Source organism: Brevibacillus sp. BC25, from assembly GCF_000282075.1.
Taxonomy (GTDB): Bacteria; Bacillota; Bacilli; order Brevibacillales; family Brevibacillaceae; genus Brevibacillus.
Genome location: NZ_AKIX01000014.1, coordinates 59477 through 76681, shown reverse-complemented (window position 1 = coordinate 76681; position 17205 = coordinate 59477). Strand labels below are relative to the sequence as shown.

Below are 17205 nucleotides of genomic sequence, written 5' to 3'. Positions count from 1 at the left end.
AGTACTTGGCTTGGGACCAAGGGGTCGCAGGTTCGAATCCTGTCTTCCCGACCATGATTTGCCCACGTTTTACAGGTTTGCCGGGGTGGCGGAATGGGCAGACGCAACAGACTTAAAATCTGTCGGGAGTTTCTCCCGTACCGGTTCAAGTCCGGTCCTCGGCACCAGCATCTATTTTGATGCGGGTGTAGTTCAATGGTAGAACTCCAGCCTTCCAAGCTGGTCGCGTGGGTTCGATTCCCATCACCCGCTCCATACATAAAGCAGAGAGCCAATAGGTTCTCTGCTTTTTTATGTCTAGGAAAGTAGCACTATTTTTACTTGAGGCACAAGTATGAAGGCTTATCTAATAGTTGAATAGATAAGCCTTTGTTCAATACAGGTATAAATTTTTGTCGAAAGCTGTCTGACGTTTTTTATGGTAGCAACATATGTTTTCGTGTACAGTAAAACTAAGGTCGCTTACCGATGAAATTGGTAACGGATCTCTTGCCTTGCCTCCTGCCTTGTCAGGGGGCTTTTTTTGCGTGATACAAAAGAGAGCGACCTAGAGAGCTTCCAATCGGGGACCAACTTCCTGGGCATTCGCAATCGGCAGAGAAACGATAAAGCGTGTGCGTTTTTCATTGGAATCACAATGGATCGTGCCTTGATGCTTTTCGATAATATTTTTGCAGATGGACAAGCCGATACCTGTCCCATTTTGTTTAGTCGTAAAGAATGGTTGGAATAGATTTTCCACGATCTCGGGTGGAATCCTTTCGCCGTTGTTCTCCACACTCAAATAGAGCCAGCCATCTGAAGAAGTGGAAATGACATGAATATACTTGTCTGTACGATTTTGCACGGCGTCAATGGCATTGTTTAATAGATTGACGACAACTTGCTTCAAGCCTTCTTCATAACATGCGAGTGAGCAGGGGTGGATTTGTTTTTCAAAACGTATGTTTTCTCCCACGAGGCGAGGGGTAATCAGCATCTCTACTTCTTCAAGCAGTTCTTCTACTTGAACGGTTTTAAAAATTTCATCGAGAATTGGTTTTTTTGAAAAGCTGAGGAATCCGGTTAGTTGCCGATGTAAATTCTCAAACTCATGCATGACGACTTGGATATACGTCTGAAGCTGGGCCTGTTCCTGTGTAGACTCGCCGATCAGCTTCAGGAACCCTTCAATGGCGCACAACGGATTGCGCAGCTCATGAGCCATATTGGCGGCTATTTTACCGAGCATGGTCAGTTTGTCGTTATGCAAATAGGAGATCGTTTCTTCCTTCTGGACCAGCTCTTTATTAATCATTTGTTCAAAATGATAAACAGCCCAGAAGACACTTTCATCCATGGCCTTGCCCAGTTGGCTTTCCAAATAGTGCATTTCTTGTGAGGAGAGGGACCATCTCTGTAATTCCGGTTGGAGAACCCGCCAGAATACATTCCGGTACAATTGATACGTGCGCAAAATGGAGGAGAAGGGGAATTCCTGAGAACGAAGCCACTCTCCCATATCTAATGCCCAAGTCTGCATGTCATGATCTACATCCTCAACCAGATAGCGAGCCAAGAGCACTGTTCGTTTTTCTGCAAAATCGCGAGGAATGGTTACAGGAATTTCCATGCTGCGAACAATTTCTTGCAGCCATATTGTGGTGATACTTGGTGTTAAGTCTAAAATCTTCTTTGAAACGTCGTAAAGGTTTAGCGTCACAGTCTCCACCATCTCTTATCCACCCCACTAAAATCGTAAGGGAAAATGCCTAATTTAGACAAGGTATAATTAGCCTGATTTCGCAATAAAATGTATTTTTTTCGGAAGTTTTTATCTACAAAATCCGCTGAAAACCGCCTTTTTTCGGAAAAATATTCAATCATGAGTCCGATTCCAGTCGCATAAAGTAGAATGGACGAACTTTATTGGACCAGGGAGGCAGGGATGGGCGAGTATTTTTGGCTGGGTCTTGTACACATCTTTATGATCGATCTGGTATTAAGCAGTGACAATGCTGTGGTCATAGGTATGGCCTGCCGCGGACTCCCAAGAAATGAGAGAAAACGGGCGATTTTATATGGGACATTGGGTGCAATCCTCTTGCGAATTGTACTAACGGGAATGACTACCTGGATGTTGGATATTCCTCTCGTGAAGGCAATCGGGGGATTATTATTGCTATGGATAGCATGTAAGCTGATGCTCGGTGAGAATGAAGAGCTCGCAAACGTATCGCATAATCAGACAATTGGTCAGGCAGTCAGGACTATCATAGTAGCAGATTTTGTCATGAGTTTGGACAATGTTTTGGCAGTTGGTGGAGCAGCACATGGCGATTTATGGTTAGTTTTGCTGGGGTTAGCGATGAGTATACCACTATTAATGTGGGGAAGTGTGTGGATTGCCCGCATGATGAATCGTTTTCCCAGTATGGTCATCATTGGCGGCGGAATTCTTACCTTTACAGCCGTTGATATGTGCCTTCAGGATCCGTATGTCTGGAAGTGGGTGAATCCTCTTCTTCTCAATCATATGTGGTTGCCCGTACTTGCTGCCGTAGTAGTTATGTTTTGGGGGCGGATGAAAAGGACGTGAAAAGGTGATGAGGATGGTACATTGTTGGGCATACTACAACAAAGGTCATGGCCGTTTTGCGGAATGTAAGTGGTCACATCCAGCTGAATGAAAACATAGCGGGAAAGGAACTATTTCGAAATGAATACAAGCCTCTTGATGCTATGGGGATACTGGGATGAAATCTATCAGCGTTGCACCAGACTTACCTATATTGAGAAAGGGAACAATATATTTCGGGTTGTTGTTTTACGCTATCGGGGAGAGCCACTTGTTACTACCGATAACCGAATCATTCATGACGGGGATTGGATCTTAAAGCTACATATACACAATTATTACTTAGCTACACTGTGCAAAGGAGTGAAGGATGAACTACGCGTGGCACTTCTTTTGCGAAGACATATCCTCCAATCACTGCCGAAGCTTGCCATGTTCCTGGACTCGATGGAAAATAAAGATCAAATAAAAGGGATAGTGGGAACGACTATGCTACATAAAGGTGTAACACCTTTGGGCTTCTCGATTTCGGATGTGCCCATGACTTGGTTTTTTCGATACAAGCGATGGTACTTGCGTCTCATGCTCAGAATCGTGCATCCCAATGGAAAGCGACGCTTGCAATCATGGAATCATGAAAGGCCCCTAAAGCGTGTTTATATGTCCAAGGAATTTTTACTCAATCGATATGCTGAGGGCAAGCAGCCTCTAGGAGAGTCCTACTAATGGCAAAGCGGTTTCTGCTAGTGACAGAGGAATGGGCAGGGAGTGGTCATCGGATGGCTGCTGAAGCTCTGCAGGAAGTTTTACTGGAAAGTGAGGGTGCACGATCGGCGCGAGTGGTGGGAGGACTGAAAACCGCCAGTCCAGGCTTACGTGTGCTCTCTCATTTTTTTTATCGCAATATGCTGCGCTACGGTCAACCTGTGTGGCAACGCATCTATGAACAGGATGAAATGCTAAGTAGTGCATTGAGCAAAGCACTGGGATGGTGGCTATCCGCAAGATTAAGCAATCAACTGTTGCAAGAAGAGAAGCCAGATGTCGTCATCGCTACGCATGCATACTGCTTGTCCGCATTGGCAGAAGCGAAGAGAAGGGTGTCCAAGCCTTTCCAGCTCGTGTGTGTGCCCACGGACTTCCATATTAATCGGTTTTGGGTTCATCCAGAAATTGATGCGTACATGGTGGCACATGAGCAAATTGCGCAAAATCTAATCGAGCACTATGGGATAGCACCGGAAAAAATCCATGTTTATGGCATTCCAGTTCGGCCTGCTTTTACGACAGCGTTGAATACCGGCAAAGCGGCTTGGAAAAAGCAGCTTGGACTTGTGCCAGATCAATTCACCGTGTTGATTGGTGGGGGAGAAGGCGGTTATGGTGGAGTGGAGCAGGTCGTACGAGAGTTGTTGTTGGAAGAGCAACCATTGCAGATCGTAGTCGTGACTGGGAAGAATACAAGCCTGTACAGACGACTGACGGGCCTGTTAGGTACGGAGATCACTGACCATCGTTTTATACTGAAAGGGTTTGAGCCGCAAATGTGGCAGTGGATTGGAGCAGCTGACGCCTATATAACGAAGCCAGGTGGCATTTCGTGTGCGGAGTCACTTGCTCTTAAGACACCGCTCATTTTATTTCACCCATTACCCGGACAAGAAAAGCATAATTGCTCCTTTTTACTCGAGCAACAAGCGGCGATCTTGGCTGAAACGCCAGTAGAAATCAAAGAAATCATCAGGTTATGGCGCCAGCCAGAAAAAAGGGATGCTTTTGTAGGAGGTTTGGACAAGCTAGGGCGACCAGAAGCAGCTCATCGAATAGCCCATGTCCTTCTCCAATTAACAGACTAAAATTGGAAGAAAAAAAGAACGAATGAACAAGCAAAACTTCACACATATTAAACTTACAAACGACGAGGAGGTGATATAAATGGCGAACAACAACAGATCCAGTAACAATCTGGTGGTTCCTCAAGCAAACCAAGCTCTGGACCAACTGAAATACGAAATCGCATCCGAATTCGGTGTTCAGCTTGGACCAGACACCACTTCCCGTCAAAACGGTTCAGTTGGAGGAGAGATTACAAAACGTCTTGTCTCCTTTGCTGAGCAACAACTGGCTGGACGTGGCTAATCTCATAAGTTGGATGAAGGGAGGCACCTATGGTGTCTCTCTTTTTATTTTTCTAATAAGAGGTAATTATTTACAGATGAAAATAGGGGAGACCACCGCATAAATAATGGGTGGAGGCGGATTCTATATGTGTTAGGAGGTGAGTGGATATGACAGTAGGAGCACAAGTGAAACAAACGCTTGCCAGCTTGAAAGGCGCACAAGCAGATTTTGAAACGTTTGCTCTGAGCACGCAAAACAAGAAAGCGAAACAATTGTATTCGCAAGCAGCAGAGCAAACGCAATCCATTGTAGATAACCTCCAGCAGCGTGTAACGGAGCTGGAAAAGGAAGAACCACAGTTTAAGGGATTCTAGTGGAAGTGTTGGGAAAGGGAGAGGGACTTCCTCTCTCTTGGTTTTACTATCTATAACAATCACCTCAGGTGATGGAGGTGGCTTATGCCTGATTGGTTATCAATCCTTTTGCGCTCAATAGGCGCTGTTGCTTACTTATTTCTATTGACAAAGATTATTGGGAAAAGGCAAATCAAGCAACTTACATACATCGAATATATCGTCGGCATCAGCATCGGTTCGATAGCGGCTTTTATGGCAACCGAAATGGATGGGCCGGTCTACCATAGTTTGGTCGCCATGGGGGTTTTTGCGCTTTTCCCTTATTTAATGGAGTGGCTTTCACTCAAGAGCAAGCTTCTCCGCGACTTATTTGAAGGGAAATCAACGGTTCTCATCAAGGAAGGCAAAATTTTGGAAGACAATCTGAAAAAGGAACGATTGACCGCGGAAGACTTGATGGAACAATTACGAGTCAAAAACGTGTTCCGAGTAGCCGATGTAGAGTTTGCGTTAATGGAAACAAGCGGGGAAGTCAGTGTCCTTTTAAAATCAGAGAATCAGCCGGTAACACCCAAACACCTTGAATTGACAGTGGCTCCTACGGAAGAGAATCAAGTGGTCATTATGGATGGGATCATCATGGACGAGTCCCTGGCAACAGCAGGACTGAATCGCAGATGGGTTCGCACGGAGCTGCAAAAAGCGGGAGTGGCTTTGGAAAATGTTTTCCTCGGCCAAGTAGACAAAGGTGGAGAGCTCTATCTCGACCTGTATGACGATAAACTGATGGTTCCCGGTGCCCAAGCGACGAAGCTGGCTTTTGCTACATTGAAAAAATGTCAGGCGGATTTGGAGCTATATGCACTTAATACAAAAAATGAGCAAATGAAGCGTACCTACCAAACCGATTCCGAACAGCTACAAGAGATTATCGATCAAGTAAAACCGTTCCTGATACGGTAAAAAGGAGTAAGTGACATGGCAGATCAAAAAAAGAAAAAGCTGACCCCCGTCCAGCAAGAATATCAGCAATTGGCAAAGACGCACGAGCCTCCGCGACCGCTTTTACGCAATTTTACCCGGGCATTTTTAGTGGGTGGCGGCATTTGTATGATCGGACAAGGGATACAAGAAATGTTCATTCACTACTTCGATTTTACGGAGAAAACTGCTGGTAATCCTACAGTAGCTGTCTTGATCATTCTTTCGGCTCTTTTGACCGGTCTGGGACTATATGACCGGATCGCCCAATGGGCTGGGGCAGGTACGAGTGTGCCGGTTACGGGTTTTGCCAACTCGATTGCATCTGCGGCGATCGAGCATCGCAGCGAAGGACTTGTGCTGGGGGTAGGCGGGAACATGTTCAAGCTCGCGGGGTCAGTGATTGTGTTTGGTGTAGCGGCGGCATTCGTCGTTGGATTGATCAAAACATTGTTTACGATGGGAGGCTAACGGATGCGCCAGGGTCATCAGTCTTGGGTCTTTCCTTTAAAACCTGTCATTCTCGGTCACGCTGCGATTGGTGGGCCTTTTGAGGCTAGAGGACCGTTAGCCGACGACTTTGATATCCTGCACGGTGACTTGATGATTGGACAAGACAGCTGGGAAAAGGCGGAGAAAGTCCTGCTAGAAGAAGCGTGCTCGAAAGCGGTGGAGAAAGCGGGGCTCACGAAAGAACAAATAAACTTTATGCTTGCCGGGGATTTAATGAACCAGATCATATCTGCCAGCTTTTCGGCCCGGACGCTTTCGATTCCGTTTCTGGGGATTTTCGGAGCGTGCTCAACAGCGATGGAAGGCTTGGCCTTGGCTGCTCTCATGGTGAATAGTCAAGCTGCTGATTACGTCCTGGCTGCTACCTCCAGTCACAATGGGGCTGCGGAAAAGCAATATCGTTATCCAACCGAGTACGGTTCACAGAAGCCCCCAACGGCACAATGGACCGTGACGGGAGCAGGGGCTGCTGTTGTAGCTAGTCAGGGTAAGGGTTTGCGGATTACGGGAGCCACCATCGGGCATGTAGTCGATATGGGATTGACAGACCCATTCAATATGGGAGCAGCGATGGCGCCAGCCGCGTTATCCACGATTGAGTCGCATTTCCGTGACTTTCAACTCCCTCACGACCATTATGATTTGATCGTAACAGGCGATTTAGGACGAACGGGCCATGCCATTTTATCTGATCTGTTGCCCAAGCATCACATGCACATTCCCTTAGAGCGCTATGTCGATTGCGGGAAGCTCATTTATGGAGAAAATCCAAATGTGTGGTCGGGTGGTAGCGGATGTGGCTGTATCGCTACAGTGACGTACGGGCACCTACTTCGGCGGATGAAGCAAGGAGATTGGAAGCGAATCTTGCTGGTTGCCACGGGAGCCCTCTTATCCCCGTTGACCTTCCAGCAGGGAGAAAGCATTCCTTGCATCGCCCATGCCGTGGCTGTTGAGTCGGAGCAACTTGGAGAGTGATACCATGATGTTTTTGTGGGCGTTTCTCGTAGGAGGAACGATTTGCTTAATCGGTCAATTTCTCATGGATGTCGTCAAGCTCACACCTGCCCATACGATGTCCTCCCTTGTTGTCACTGGGGCAGTGCTAGACGGACTCGGTCTATACGAGCCACTGGTTAATTTTGCCGGAGCAGGAGCGACAGTACCCATCACGAGCTTTGGAAATGCACTGGTGCACGGGGCAATGGCGGAAGCCGAAAAGCATGGAGTCATTGGCATTATTACCGGCATTTTTGAAGTGACGAGTGCAGGGATTTCGGCTGCCATCGTCTTCGGATTTATCACGGCAGTCTTGTTCCGACCAAAAGGATAATGGCAGGTACATATTGCCACTTGTGCCAAAATACTTGAATTGAACCTACTTTCGCCAACTTGTAGAATGAGTTGGGTAAAGGAGGGAACAATTTATGTGGTGGAGCAAGAAAGCAGTAACAACCTTGCTTGCTGCCTTTATGGTTGTAGCGTTTATTTTCCCGGCCGACTCCCTGGCAGCCACACAGATTCAGCGTGGCAGTGTGAACGGGGATGTATGGGATTTGCAGTATCGTTTGCAGATGCTGGGCTACTACAATGGCAAAATGGATGGCATTTACGGAGCGAATACAACAAAGGCCGTCAGACAGTTTCAAAAAGCATACGGATTACAGATTGACGGTATCACTGGTCCAAATACATGGCGCGTTCTAAAGAAAGTGTCGGTAAATAAAGCGGAAATGCAGATGCTGGCCCAGCTGGTCTATTCCGAAGCACGCGGAGAACCTTATGAGGGCCAAGTAGCTGTGGCTGCGGTTGCGTTGAACCGTGTCCAGTCCAAAAACTTTCCCAATACACTTGCGGGTGTCATCTTTGAGCCATTAGCGTTTACCGCTGTAGATGATGGACAATTCTGGATGACTCCTAACAAGACTGCTTACAAGGCAGCTTGGGATGCTGTACGAGGATGGGACCCAACCAAAAACTCGCTTTATTACTTTAATCCTGTTACGGCGACCTCCAAGTGGATTTGGTCTCGTACACAAGTGAAGAAGATCGGCAAACACATTTTTGCCATTTAACCATTGATCATGCAGCCCTTGAAACAGTATTCATCATGATGCTGTTCGAGGGCTTTCCTTTTGACTGGAAACTATTGTTCATTGTTTTTGCAAAATAGTTCGATAAAATGATACGAAAGGATTCGCAAATTTCCCCATGGAGGTTGATGATGAAGAAACGGATGATCCTTGCCTCGCTGGCAGCCTTTTTACTCATAGGTACTCCAGTTGTCGAGGCAGAAACAACGAAAATGAATGAAACACCTTATGTAGACATTAGCGGCCATTGGGCAGAACGAGAAATCAATCAACTTTACATAACCGACGTAATTGGTCAAAACGAATATTTTCGACCTGATGACAACGTCACATTGGGTGAACTGCTCACGATGTTTGTGAATGCGAAAGGAATTGAACCTCTTGGCAACAAGCAATCATCCTTTGCCGACGTACCGGCAAACAGCTGGCTGTCGTCCTATGCAGAGACTGCCTATCGACTGGGAATTGTCCATGGGCAAAAGCAGGGGAATCACCTATACTTACATCCCGATGCCCCAGTAAAAAGAGCAGAGCTCGCCTCTATTCTGGTAAGAACGATGGGGGACAGCGGAGTAGTCAATAACTTGAAGTGGTCTACGACGATCCAGACATTGAACCAATACATGGATGGGAACAACGTGAAAGAGAAAGAGCAACGCCCACTCGTTTACGCCATGCATAACGGGTTAATGAGTGCCTATGAGGACGGTACTTTGAAGCCGAACAAATACATGACGAGAGCCGAAGCAGCCACATACGCGGCCCTTCACTTGCTTCCGGATAAGCCGAGAACAACAAAAGCCCTCGCAAACGGTACACCTTTTCGCCAGGAATTAACGGTACAGACGACTGCTTACAGCTACACGAACGATAAGATCCTGTCGTATCTGGAGTATCCACTGCGCGAAGGTGTTGTAGCGGTTGATCCAAATGTCATCCCACTTGGTACGCACTTGTACATCGATGGCTACGGCTATGCAGTGGCAGCTGATATCGGTGGTGCGGTAAAGCAACGCCATGTGGATCTGTATCTCCCGACGTTGAATGAAGCTGAAAATCACGGCTTGCAAAAAGGCGTCAAAGTATACGTGCTTGATTAATAAAAATGCTGAACATATTTCCTGCTCTTTCCACTCATACTAACGTGGAAGGGGTGGGATTTTTTCATGGTATGGGTGTTGCTAGGATTGCTTGGTTTATTTGTCCTACTAGTAATCACGCCAATACAGTTGACGTGTTTATACAGTCGCGAGGGCGATAATGATCAATTGGAGATTACAATTGCAGCTTGGGGTATCATTCGCAGGAAATACGAAATTCCTATTCTCCTCTTGAAAATGACAGAAGCTGGGCCTGAGCTTGTTGCAAAGGTGGAAACGATCCAGCATGGAAGCAAGCTTCGGGAAAAGGTCAAAGATTTTACGCGGAGACAAGTGAAGATATGGTATCGCAATTATCGTGACGTGCTGGAAAGAGTACGTGACTTGCTGCCTTTGCTAAAAGACCTGTTCAAACAAATTCGCTGTACGAAGTTAGAATGGCATACGGTGTTGGGCACAGGTCAGGCAGCGGAAACAGGAGCGCTGACAGGACTAATCTGGGGAGTGAAAAGCCTGATAGTCGGAATTCTCTCCCACTCCATCTCTTTACAGACGATGCCTGCCATGAGTGTACAGCCTGTCTGGAACCAAGCACTTCTACATACGAAAGTTCAAGCGGTGTTGCATTTTTATTTGGGCCAGTTCGTTTTCTATGCGCTAAAAGTTTTTCTGCGGATTCGAAAAAGTAAACAGCGAAAATGGCAAGCTGCGCCTACGCGTGCCTAATCACAAATGTGAGAGCATACATATTTATTCCCTTGTGCAGGGTACATGTTCCGGATTTGTTGGGGGAATGATAAAACATGACACCGATAGGAAGGAGGAGCGACAAATATGGCAGACCACCCGATTCAAGGCCTCATGAGAACAGCGATGGAAAATCTCAAGCAAATGGTGGACGTGAATACAATCATTGGTGATCCTGTTGAGACACCTGACGGTAGTGTCATTCTTCCGATCTCCAAGGTAGGATTTGGTTTCGCGGCCGGGGGTAGTGAGTTCCAATACGATCACCATCATAATGGGCATCAACACAATCAACAGCATGAACATACTAGTAACCCGTTTGGTGGGGGTAGTGGGGGCGGTGTCTCCATCACACCTGTAGCATTTTTGGTCGTGGGCAAACAAGGAATTCGTTCGATTCCACTGGAAAATACGACCCATCTCTATGACCGGATTTTGGATTCTGTTCCGCAAATCGTGGATAAAGTTCAGGGGATGTTTACCAAATCGGATGAACCTACTGTTTATTCCAATACGATAATTGCCAGAGCAGAAGAACAAGATTTGGAAGACCTTATGGATCGAAAGTAAGGAAAACACAAAACAGGTATGCTCCACAAAAGGGGCATACCTGTTTTTTAGATAGTAGGCGTATGGCATTACCAGAGTTCGTTTACATACAAGCCTGTTTTTGCAGCATGCTGATAATGAAGGCTCGAGCTGGAGGAGGCGATATAAGGATGGAGGGCCATAGCTTCCTCGTAATAACGTGAAAAGGAGCCGAGGGGCTTGCTTTGCAATCCCAATGTACCTGCTCTGAATGCATGGGCTACACGTTCCATTGTATTTGTATAGTCCACATAGCGGGTTTGTACAGCCTCCAACCATTTCTCATCATCCATTTCCAGTTGTCCATCTGGTAACAGCTTGATTCCAAACGTTTGGAGTTTTTCCTCTTCATCTTTTGCCACTTGAGCGAATGCATCTAACTTTTGCGTCGTCAAGGTATCTGCTTTTTCCGCAAGAAATAGCTGTAAGCGATTGTATTTACTTACTAACGACTGTGTTCGCTCCTGTAATCCCTCAATGTCAGGTCCAGCCTCGCTGTCTTTCCCGGCGGCAATAAATTCCCGAGCACTCTTCTCCAAATCTGAGGAAAACCGGTACAGACGCGATAAGGAATCGGAAAGCTCCGTTGTCCATTGCTGTTGACGAGTGTAGTACGGCTGCAAATTAAAACTGAAAATCGGATTGACTGGCGTGCTTAATTTTGCCTGAAGCATATGGGAATGATAGCGGCCTACCCGCTGGTTTAATGGAACATGGCTGACTCGATTCGTTTTCATGTCGGTCACCTCCTCATAAGCAAATGGAATGAATCCCTAGGATCAATTTACTATCTCCTATTATAGACGATGCCTACTCCATTTCAATGAGCAGATCGCCAGTTTGAATAGCTTCGCCTGCTTTCACGTAGACGGCTTTAATTTTTCCGTCGAGCGGGGCTTGAATCGTCGTCTCCATTTTCATCGCTTCACTCACCAAAAGATGCTCACCTTTTCGCACCTTGTCACCTTCAGTTACAAGTACCTTGAGCACTTTTCCTGGCATAGAGGCACCAAGGTGGGCAGGGTTTTGTGCTTCTGCTTTTCGGCGGATCAGTTCAGAGACTTTTGCGGACTGGTCACGGATGAAAATTTCACGTGGCTGTCCGTTCAGTTCAAAATAGATGATGCGTCGGCCATCTGGATGAAGCTCGCCAACTGCGACCAGCTTGATAATCAGTGTTTTACCGCGTTCGATCGTAATGGCGGTTTCCTCACCCGGACGCAATCCGTAGAAAAACGTTCCCGTATTTAATACCGACAGGTCACCGTATTCCTTCAGGCGTTGTTCAAATTGCAAATAGACTTGCGGATACATGATATAGGACAGGACGTCTAGATGACTGGGCTCACGTCCGATTTTGACTTCCAGCTCAGCGGCAACTTGCGTAAAGTCAACGGGCGCGAGCAATTCACCTGGACGTGCAGTAAAGGCATCGCGACCTTTTAACACGAGCTCCTGTAACTTCTTCGGGAACCCTCCCGGCGGTTGGCCAAGATACCCTTGGAAAAATTGAATGACGGAATCCGGAAAGTCGAGGCGTGTGCCTTTCTCCCAAATATTTTCCTCATTCAAGTTGTTTTGGACCATGAACAGTGCCATGTCACCGACGACCTTGGATGACGGGGTCACTTTTACAATGTCGCCACACATTTGATTGACGACAGCATACATGCCCTTCACTTCGTCCCAACGACCTTCCAGACCAACAGCTTTGGCTTGCTGCTCCAGATTGGTGTATTGTCCGCCAGGCATTTCGTGAACGTACACCTCCGTGTTGCTCGCTTTCATGCCGCTTTCAAAGCCTTGGTAGTACGGACGTACATCCTCCCAGTAATCAGACAGCTTGTTGAACGATTCAAGAGATAGGCCAGTCTCACGCTCCGTATGGGCTAGGCTCGCGATCAACCCGTTCAAGCTTGGCTGGGAAGTGAGTCCAGACATGGAGCTGACGCAAGCATCGACGATATCCACGCCTGCTTCGATTGCTTTCAGAAGCATGGCGCCAGCGTTTCCTGACGTATCGTGAGTATGCAGATGGATCGGAATGCTGATTTCTTGTTTTAAAGCAGAGACGAGCGAATGAGCAGCATACGGCTTCAAAAGACCTGCCATATCCTTGATCGCGAGAATATGGGCACCTGCTTTTTCCAATTCTTTAGCCAGATTGACATAGTAGGCCAAGCTGTATTTGGTCTTAGTTGGGTCCAGAATATCTCCGGTGTAGCAAATCGCTGCTTCGGCTACCTTGCCAGATTCACGTACGGCTTCAATAGCTGTTTGCATTCCCGGAAGCCAGTTCAGGCTGTCAAAGATCCGAAAGACATCGATGCCATTTTCCGCAGAGGCTTTGACGAAGGCGTGGATCACATTATCCGGGTAATTGGTATAGCCTACGCCATTTGCTCCGCGCAAGAGCATTTGGAACAGAACATTCGGTATGCGTTGGCGGAGAATTTGCAGTCGTTCCCAGGGAGATTCCTGCAAAAAGCGCATCGTTGTGTCAAAAGTGGCGCCACCCCACATCTCCAGCGAGAAGAGCCCGGAACCGAGCTTACCTGTCGCTTCTGCAATGGTAGCGAGATCGTAGGTGCGCACACGCGTAGCAAACAAAGACTGGTGGGCATCGCGGAATGTCGTGTCTGTGACAAGCACCTGCTTCTGCGCCTGAATCCAGCGTACCAGACCGTCGGCACCTTCTTTGTCTAGAATTTGCTTCGTGCCGTCCGGATATGGCTGGGTAAATGGTGTCCGCGGGATGCGAGGCGAGTCGAAGTGCGGCTTTTTCTCCGATTTCTGGAGACCAGGATATCCGTTGACAATCGCGTCTCCGATATAAGATAGTAATTTGGTACCACGGTCTTGACGGCCAGGGAAGATGAACAGCTCTGGTTTGGTGTCAATAAACGATGTATTGTAGTTGCCACTCAAAAAATCAGGATGTGTCACGACATTTTCCAAAAACGGCAGGTTCGTTTTCACGCCACGAATACGGAACTCACGCAGTGTGCGTAGCATTTTGCGAGCGGCTTGATCAAAGCTCGCGCCATACGTGGAGATTTTGACCAGAAGCGAGTCGTAAAACGGTGTAATGATCGCGCCTGGATAACCATTGCCGCCGTCCAGCCTTACGCCGAAGCCTCCACCGGAACGCCAGGCGGACAAGCGACCGGCATCTGGCAGGAAGTTGTTTTCAGCGTCTTCTGTTGTGACACGGCACTGGATGGCAAAACCACTCATCTGGATATCACTTTGCGCACGGATGCCAATTTCTTCATCGGAGAGCGCATGACCCTCAGCTACGCGAATCTGCGACTGAACAATGTCGATTCCAGTGATGAGCTCCGTGATGGTATGCTCTACTTGAATGCGTGGATTGACTTCTATAAAATAAAAACGCTTGTCCGGCGTTAACAAAAACTCGACAGTACCAGCGTTCGAATAACCGGCTTTTTGCATGAGAGTGAGAGCAGCCTGGCAAATATTTTCACGCAGTTTGTCATCCAACGATAGGCTCGGTGCTACTTCGACCACTTTTTGATGGCGTCGTTGAACAGAGCAATCGCGCTCATACAGATGGACGATGTTTCCATGGTTGTCACCGAGAATTTGGACCTCGATGTGTTTGGGCTGTTCCAAGTATCGTTCCAAATACACCTTGGAATTGCCGAAGGAAGAGCGGGCCTCAGAACGTGCACGATCTAACGAATCTTGCAAATCCTCCTGACTGCGGACGATACGCATGCCACGGCCTCCGCCGCCAGATACGCCTTTAATAATGATGGGGTAGCCGTATTCTTTGGCAAAGAGAAGCGCCTCTTGGAGTGTTTCGATTGGCTCCGGAGTGCCTGGAATCACTGGGATTTCTGCTTCAATCGCAAGACGACGGGCTTCTACCTTGTCCCCGAATTTGTCGATCAGCTCAGGGGATGGTCCAATGAAAATGATGCCTTCCTCTTGGCAACGTTTTGCAAAATCAGCATTCTCAGCAAGAAATCCATAGCCTGGGTGAATGGCATCGATATCGTTGCGCTTGGCAATTTCAATGATACTTTCGATATCGAGGTAAGCCTCAATAGGCCCTTTTCCCGCTCCGACCAAGTAAGACTCGTCAGCCTTGAAGCGATGGATAGAAACGTTGTCCTGCTCGGAGTACACGGCTACCGTACGTATGCCGAGTTCCGTTGCTGCGCGAAAGATCCGAATGGCGATCTCACCGCGGTTTGCTACCAGTAGGCGATTGATTTTTCTCTTTTTCATTATTCTCTCCCCCTTACGTCTCGGAAAAAAAGACGTATTAAAATTATATATAGAACAAATATACAAAATTTTCTCGACACAAGACACACCTTTTTTCGATCACAGGAGGATGGATGAACGTGAACAATCAGAACGACAAGCTGCCTGTATTTGTGTACGGTACACTTTTGACGGGCTTTGGAAATCATAGGAATTACGTGAAACCGTATAAGCATGAGGCAACACCAGCGACGATCCTAGGTGAGATCTATCATTTGCCGGCAGGCTATCCGGGATTGCTAAAAGGAGAGCAGGAGGTCGTGGGGGAGATCGTCACGTTTGCCCCTGACATGTACGAGCAAGCGTTAGCTGGACTGGACGAGCTGGAGACGTACTATGGCGAGGGTGATCCGCGCAATGAATACGAGCGGATCATCGTATCAGCGACGATAGAAGGAACAGCTCAGGTCGTGAACGTCTACGTATATCGTTATTTGGATCGAGACCTGGTCAAGCAAACAGGCGTGCACATTCCGCATGGGAATTGGCGACGCTACATGCAAGAGCTGTCTGAATAGCCAGTGCTAGTTTTGCCAAAACTGGTAGGGAAAAGGAGGGAGCCCTGCCATGGAATTACTCCATTGTGAACCTGCGCAAATCTGGCGTTACCTGATACCGCAAAATCATTGGATGTTTCCCGACGATGTTCCAGAAGATGAACTGATCTTTCATTATCGCGACCATATTTATTTTGTAAACAATGACGGCTCAGTTTTGTCCATGCCACAGCCTGCTTGCTTCGAAACGCTGGATATGGGGACCTTGCTGGAGTATTTGGCAACATCGGAGGACACCATTGATTTTGACGATGAAGGAGAATTCGATTATGGTCATGTCTTAAAGCGTATGGGGTATATCGTGCCAGTTAGGGACAAGCGGGAAAAAACTACCTATCAAATTGAGATTATTAACACGGCATTGCCGAAAGCACATGGAACGCGGTACGAAATGAAGCAGGTTACCTTTGCTTTTGCCCTCTATCACGCGCTGATGCGCTGTCATGAGCTGAATGCGAAAACGGATTGGGAGTATGAGCATGAAGTGAAGCGAATCGCCGAGGTACAAGCCAAGCGAAGCGGGAAAGTGCAAGTGAATCTGTAATTTCTACTATTGGCATAGTGAAAAAAAGTGAATGATAGGGTATGATAATTGTGGTACATACTGAAAGATTTGGTGAGGAGGAAGAAATCATGACAACTGCTGTTGAGCGTCAAGGCGCATTTGTATTCAAAGGTGGTCCTGTAACACTGCTTGGTCCTGAAATCAAAGTAGGAGACACTGCTCCTAACTTTACTGTAGTAGGTGGCGATCTGTCCCCTGTAACTTTGGAAGATTCCAAAGGCACTGTTCGCATCATCTCCGTAATCCCTTCTATTGACACTGGCGTATGCGATGCACAAACTCGCCGTTTCAACGAAGAGGCTGCGAAATTGGAAGGCGTTACTGTGCTGACTGTTTCCGTTGACCTGCCATTCGCGCAAAACCGCTGGTGCGGTGCTGCTGGCATCGACAAAGTGAAAACAGTATCTGACCACAAAGACCTGTCCTTCGGTACAGCTTACGGCGTAGCGATCAAAGAATTCCGTCTCTTGGCTCGCGCTGTATTCGTAATCGATGCAAACGACAAGGTTGTACACGCTGAGTATGTGGCTGCTGCTGGTGAGCATCCAAACTACGAAGCTGCGATTGCTGCTGCACAAGCTGCGAAGTAAGCAATTTTCATAAGTAAGCTCCCTTTTTGTCCAAGTGACGAAAAGGGAGTTTTTTTATTTGCAGCAAGTGGAAAAAATAGTCTTGACGCATTTAGTAACCAATGGTTATATTATAACCAACGGTTACTAACCACTGGTTAT

General features: G+C 47.3%; 19 protein-coding genes and 2 tRNA genes. 18 read left to right on the top strand and 3 right to left on the bottom strand.

Features of this window, described 5'->3' with window-relative positions:
- Positions 1-79: 79 nt before the first annotated feature.
- Together PMI05_RS03250 and PMI05_RS03245 are read left to right on the top strand one after the other, a co-directional pair.
- Positions 80-167: transfer RNA gene (locus PMI05_RS03250), tRNA-Leu, on the top strand.
- Between the two features lie 14 nt (positions 168-181).
- Positions 182-255: transfer RNA gene (locus PMI05_RS03245), tRNA-Gly, on the top strand.
- Positions 256-547: 292 nt separating this feature from the next.
- Here PMI05_RS03245 and PMI05_RS03240 read toward each other — a convergent pair.
- Positions 548-1714 carry a sensor histidine kinase gene (locus tag PMI05_RS03240; protein ID WP_007717167.1) on the bottom strand — a complete coding sequence of 389 codons (1167 nt, stop codon included), beginning with the start codon at positions 1712-1714 and terminating at the stop codon, positions 548-550.
- Positions 1715-1927: 213 nt separating this feature from the next.
- Here PMI05_RS03240 and PMI05_RS03235 point away from each other — a divergent pair, with 213 nt between their 5' ends.
- The 13 genes from PMI05_RS03235 (at position 1928) to ytfJ (ending at position 11038) form a co-directional block, all read left to right on the top strand.
- The gene (locus PMI05_RS03235; RefSeq protein WP_007717164.1) at positions 1928-2578 is read left to right on the top strand and encodes a TerC family protein; all 651 of its coding nucleotides are present in this window, start codon (positions 1928-1930) and stop codon (positions 2576-2578) included.
- A gap of 120 nt (positions 2579-2698) precedes the next feature.
- Positions 2699-3283: a hypothetical protein gene (locus PMI05_RS03230; protein ID WP_007717161.1), complete on the top strand. Its 585-nt coding sequence runs from the start codon at positions 2699-2701 to the stop codon at positions 3281-3283.
- On the top strand, positions 3283-4413 hold the full coding sequence (locus PMI05_RS03225) for a glycosyltransferase (protein WP_007717158.1): 1131 nt from the start codon (positions 3283-3285) through the stop codon (positions 4411-4413). Before PMI05_RS03230 ends, PMI05_RS03225 begins: the two co-directional genes overlap by 1 nt.
- A gap of 79 nt (positions 4414-4492) precedes the next feature.
- Positions 4493-4696 (top strand): alpha/beta-type small acid-soluble spore protein, encoded by a 204-nt coding sequence (locus tag PMI05_RS03220; protein WP_007717155.1) that lies wholly within the window; start codon positions 4493-4495, stop codon positions 4694-4696.
- A gap of 149 nt (positions 4697-4845) precedes the next feature.
- The gene (locus PMI05_RS03215) at positions 4846-5052 is read left to right on the top strand and encodes a DUF1657 domain-containing protein (protein WP_007717150.1); all 207 of its coding nucleotides are present in this window, start codon (positions 4846-4848) and stop codon (positions 5050-5052) included.
- A gap of 84 nt (positions 5053-5136) precedes the next feature.
- On the top strand, positions 5137-5997 hold the full coding sequence (locus tag PMI05_RS03210; RefSeq protein WP_007717143.1) for a DUF421 domain-containing protein: 861 nt from the start codon (positions 5137-5139) through the stop codon (positions 5995-5997).
- 15 nt (positions 5998-6012) lie between these two features.
- Positions 6013-6486 carry a stage V sporulation protein AC gene (spoVAC, locus tag PMI05_RS03205; protein WP_007717140.1) on the top strand — a complete coding sequence of 158 codons (474 nt, stop codon included), beginning with the start codon at positions 6013-6015 and terminating at the stop codon, positions 6484-6486.
- A 3-nt stretch (positions 6487-6489) separates the two neighbouring features.
- Complete coding sequence (spoVAD, locus tag PMI05_RS03200) at positions 6490-7506, top strand: stage V sporulation protein AD (protein ID WP_007717129.1); 1017 nt, start codon at positions 6490-6492, stop codon at positions 7504-7506.
- A 4-nt stretch (positions 7507-7510) separates the two neighbouring features.
- Entirely contained in the window at positions 7511-7861 is a 351-nt protein-coding gene (gene spoVAE, locus PMI05_RS03195; RefSeq protein WP_007717126.1) for a stage V sporulation protein AE, read from the top strand.
- Positions 7862-7955: 94 nt separating this feature from the next.
- A complete protein-coding gene (gene sleB / locus PMI05_RS03190; protein ID WP_007717124.1) occupies positions 7956-8603 on the top strand; it encodes a spore cortex-lytic enzyme in 648 nt (215 codons plus the stop codon).
- 149 nt (positions 8604-8752) lie between these two features.
- On the top strand, positions 8753-9721 hold the full coding sequence (locus PMI05_RS03185) for an S-layer homology domain-containing protein (protein WP_007717120.1): 969 nt from the start codon (positions 8753-8755) through the stop codon (positions 9719-9721).
- A gap of 66 nt (positions 9722-9787) precedes the next feature.
- Positions 9788-10447: a DUF2953 domain-containing protein gene (locus PMI05_RS03180; protein WP_007717119.1), complete on the top strand. Its 660-nt coding sequence runs from the start codon at positions 9788-9790 to the stop codon at positions 10445-10447.
- Positions 10448-10555: 108 nt separating this feature from the next.
- Positions 10556-11038, top strand: coding sequence for a GerW family sporulation protein (ytfJ, locus tag PMI05_RS03175; RefSeq protein ID WP_007717117.1), 483 nt, complete (start codon positions 10556-10558; stop codon positions 11036-11038).
- 68 nt (positions 11039-11106) lie between these two features.
- Here ytfJ and PMI05_RS03170 read toward each other — a convergent pair whose 3' ends face one another.
- Together PMI05_RS03170 and pyc are read right to left on the bottom strand one after the other, a co-directional pair.
- A complete protein-coding gene (locus PMI05_RS03170; protein ID WP_007717115.1) occupies positions 11107-11793 on the bottom strand; it encodes a hypothetical protein in 687 nt (228 codons plus the stop codon).
- 73 nt (positions 11794-11866) lie between these two features.
- Positions 11867-15313 (bottom strand): pyruvate carboxylase, encoded by a 3447-nt coding sequence (gene pyc / locus PMI05_RS03165; protein ID WP_007717113.1) that lies wholly within the window; start codon positions 15311-15313, stop codon positions 11867-11869.
- Positions 15314-15426: 113 nt separating this feature from the next.
- Between pyc and PMI05_RS03160 the strand changes: the two genes are divergently transcribed.
- From PMI05_RS03160 to tpx, 3 genes are all read left to right on the top strand, one after another.
- Complete coding sequence (locus PMI05_RS03160; RefSeq protein ID WP_007717111.1) at positions 15427-15870, top strand: gamma-glutamylcyclotransferase; 444 nt, start codon at positions 15427-15429, stop codon at positions 15868-15870.
- Between the two features lie 49 nt (positions 15871-15919).
- Entirely contained in the window at positions 15920-16453 is a 534-nt protein-coding gene (locus PMI05_RS03155) for a hypothetical protein (protein ID WP_007717109.1), read from the top strand.
- Positions 16454-16542: 89 nt separating this feature from the next.
- Entirely contained in the window at positions 16543-17064 is a 522-nt protein-coding gene (gene tpx / locus PMI05_RS03150) for a thiol peroxidase (RefSeq protein ID WP_007717107.1), read from the top strand.
- Positions 17065-17205: the final 141 nt, after the last annotated feature.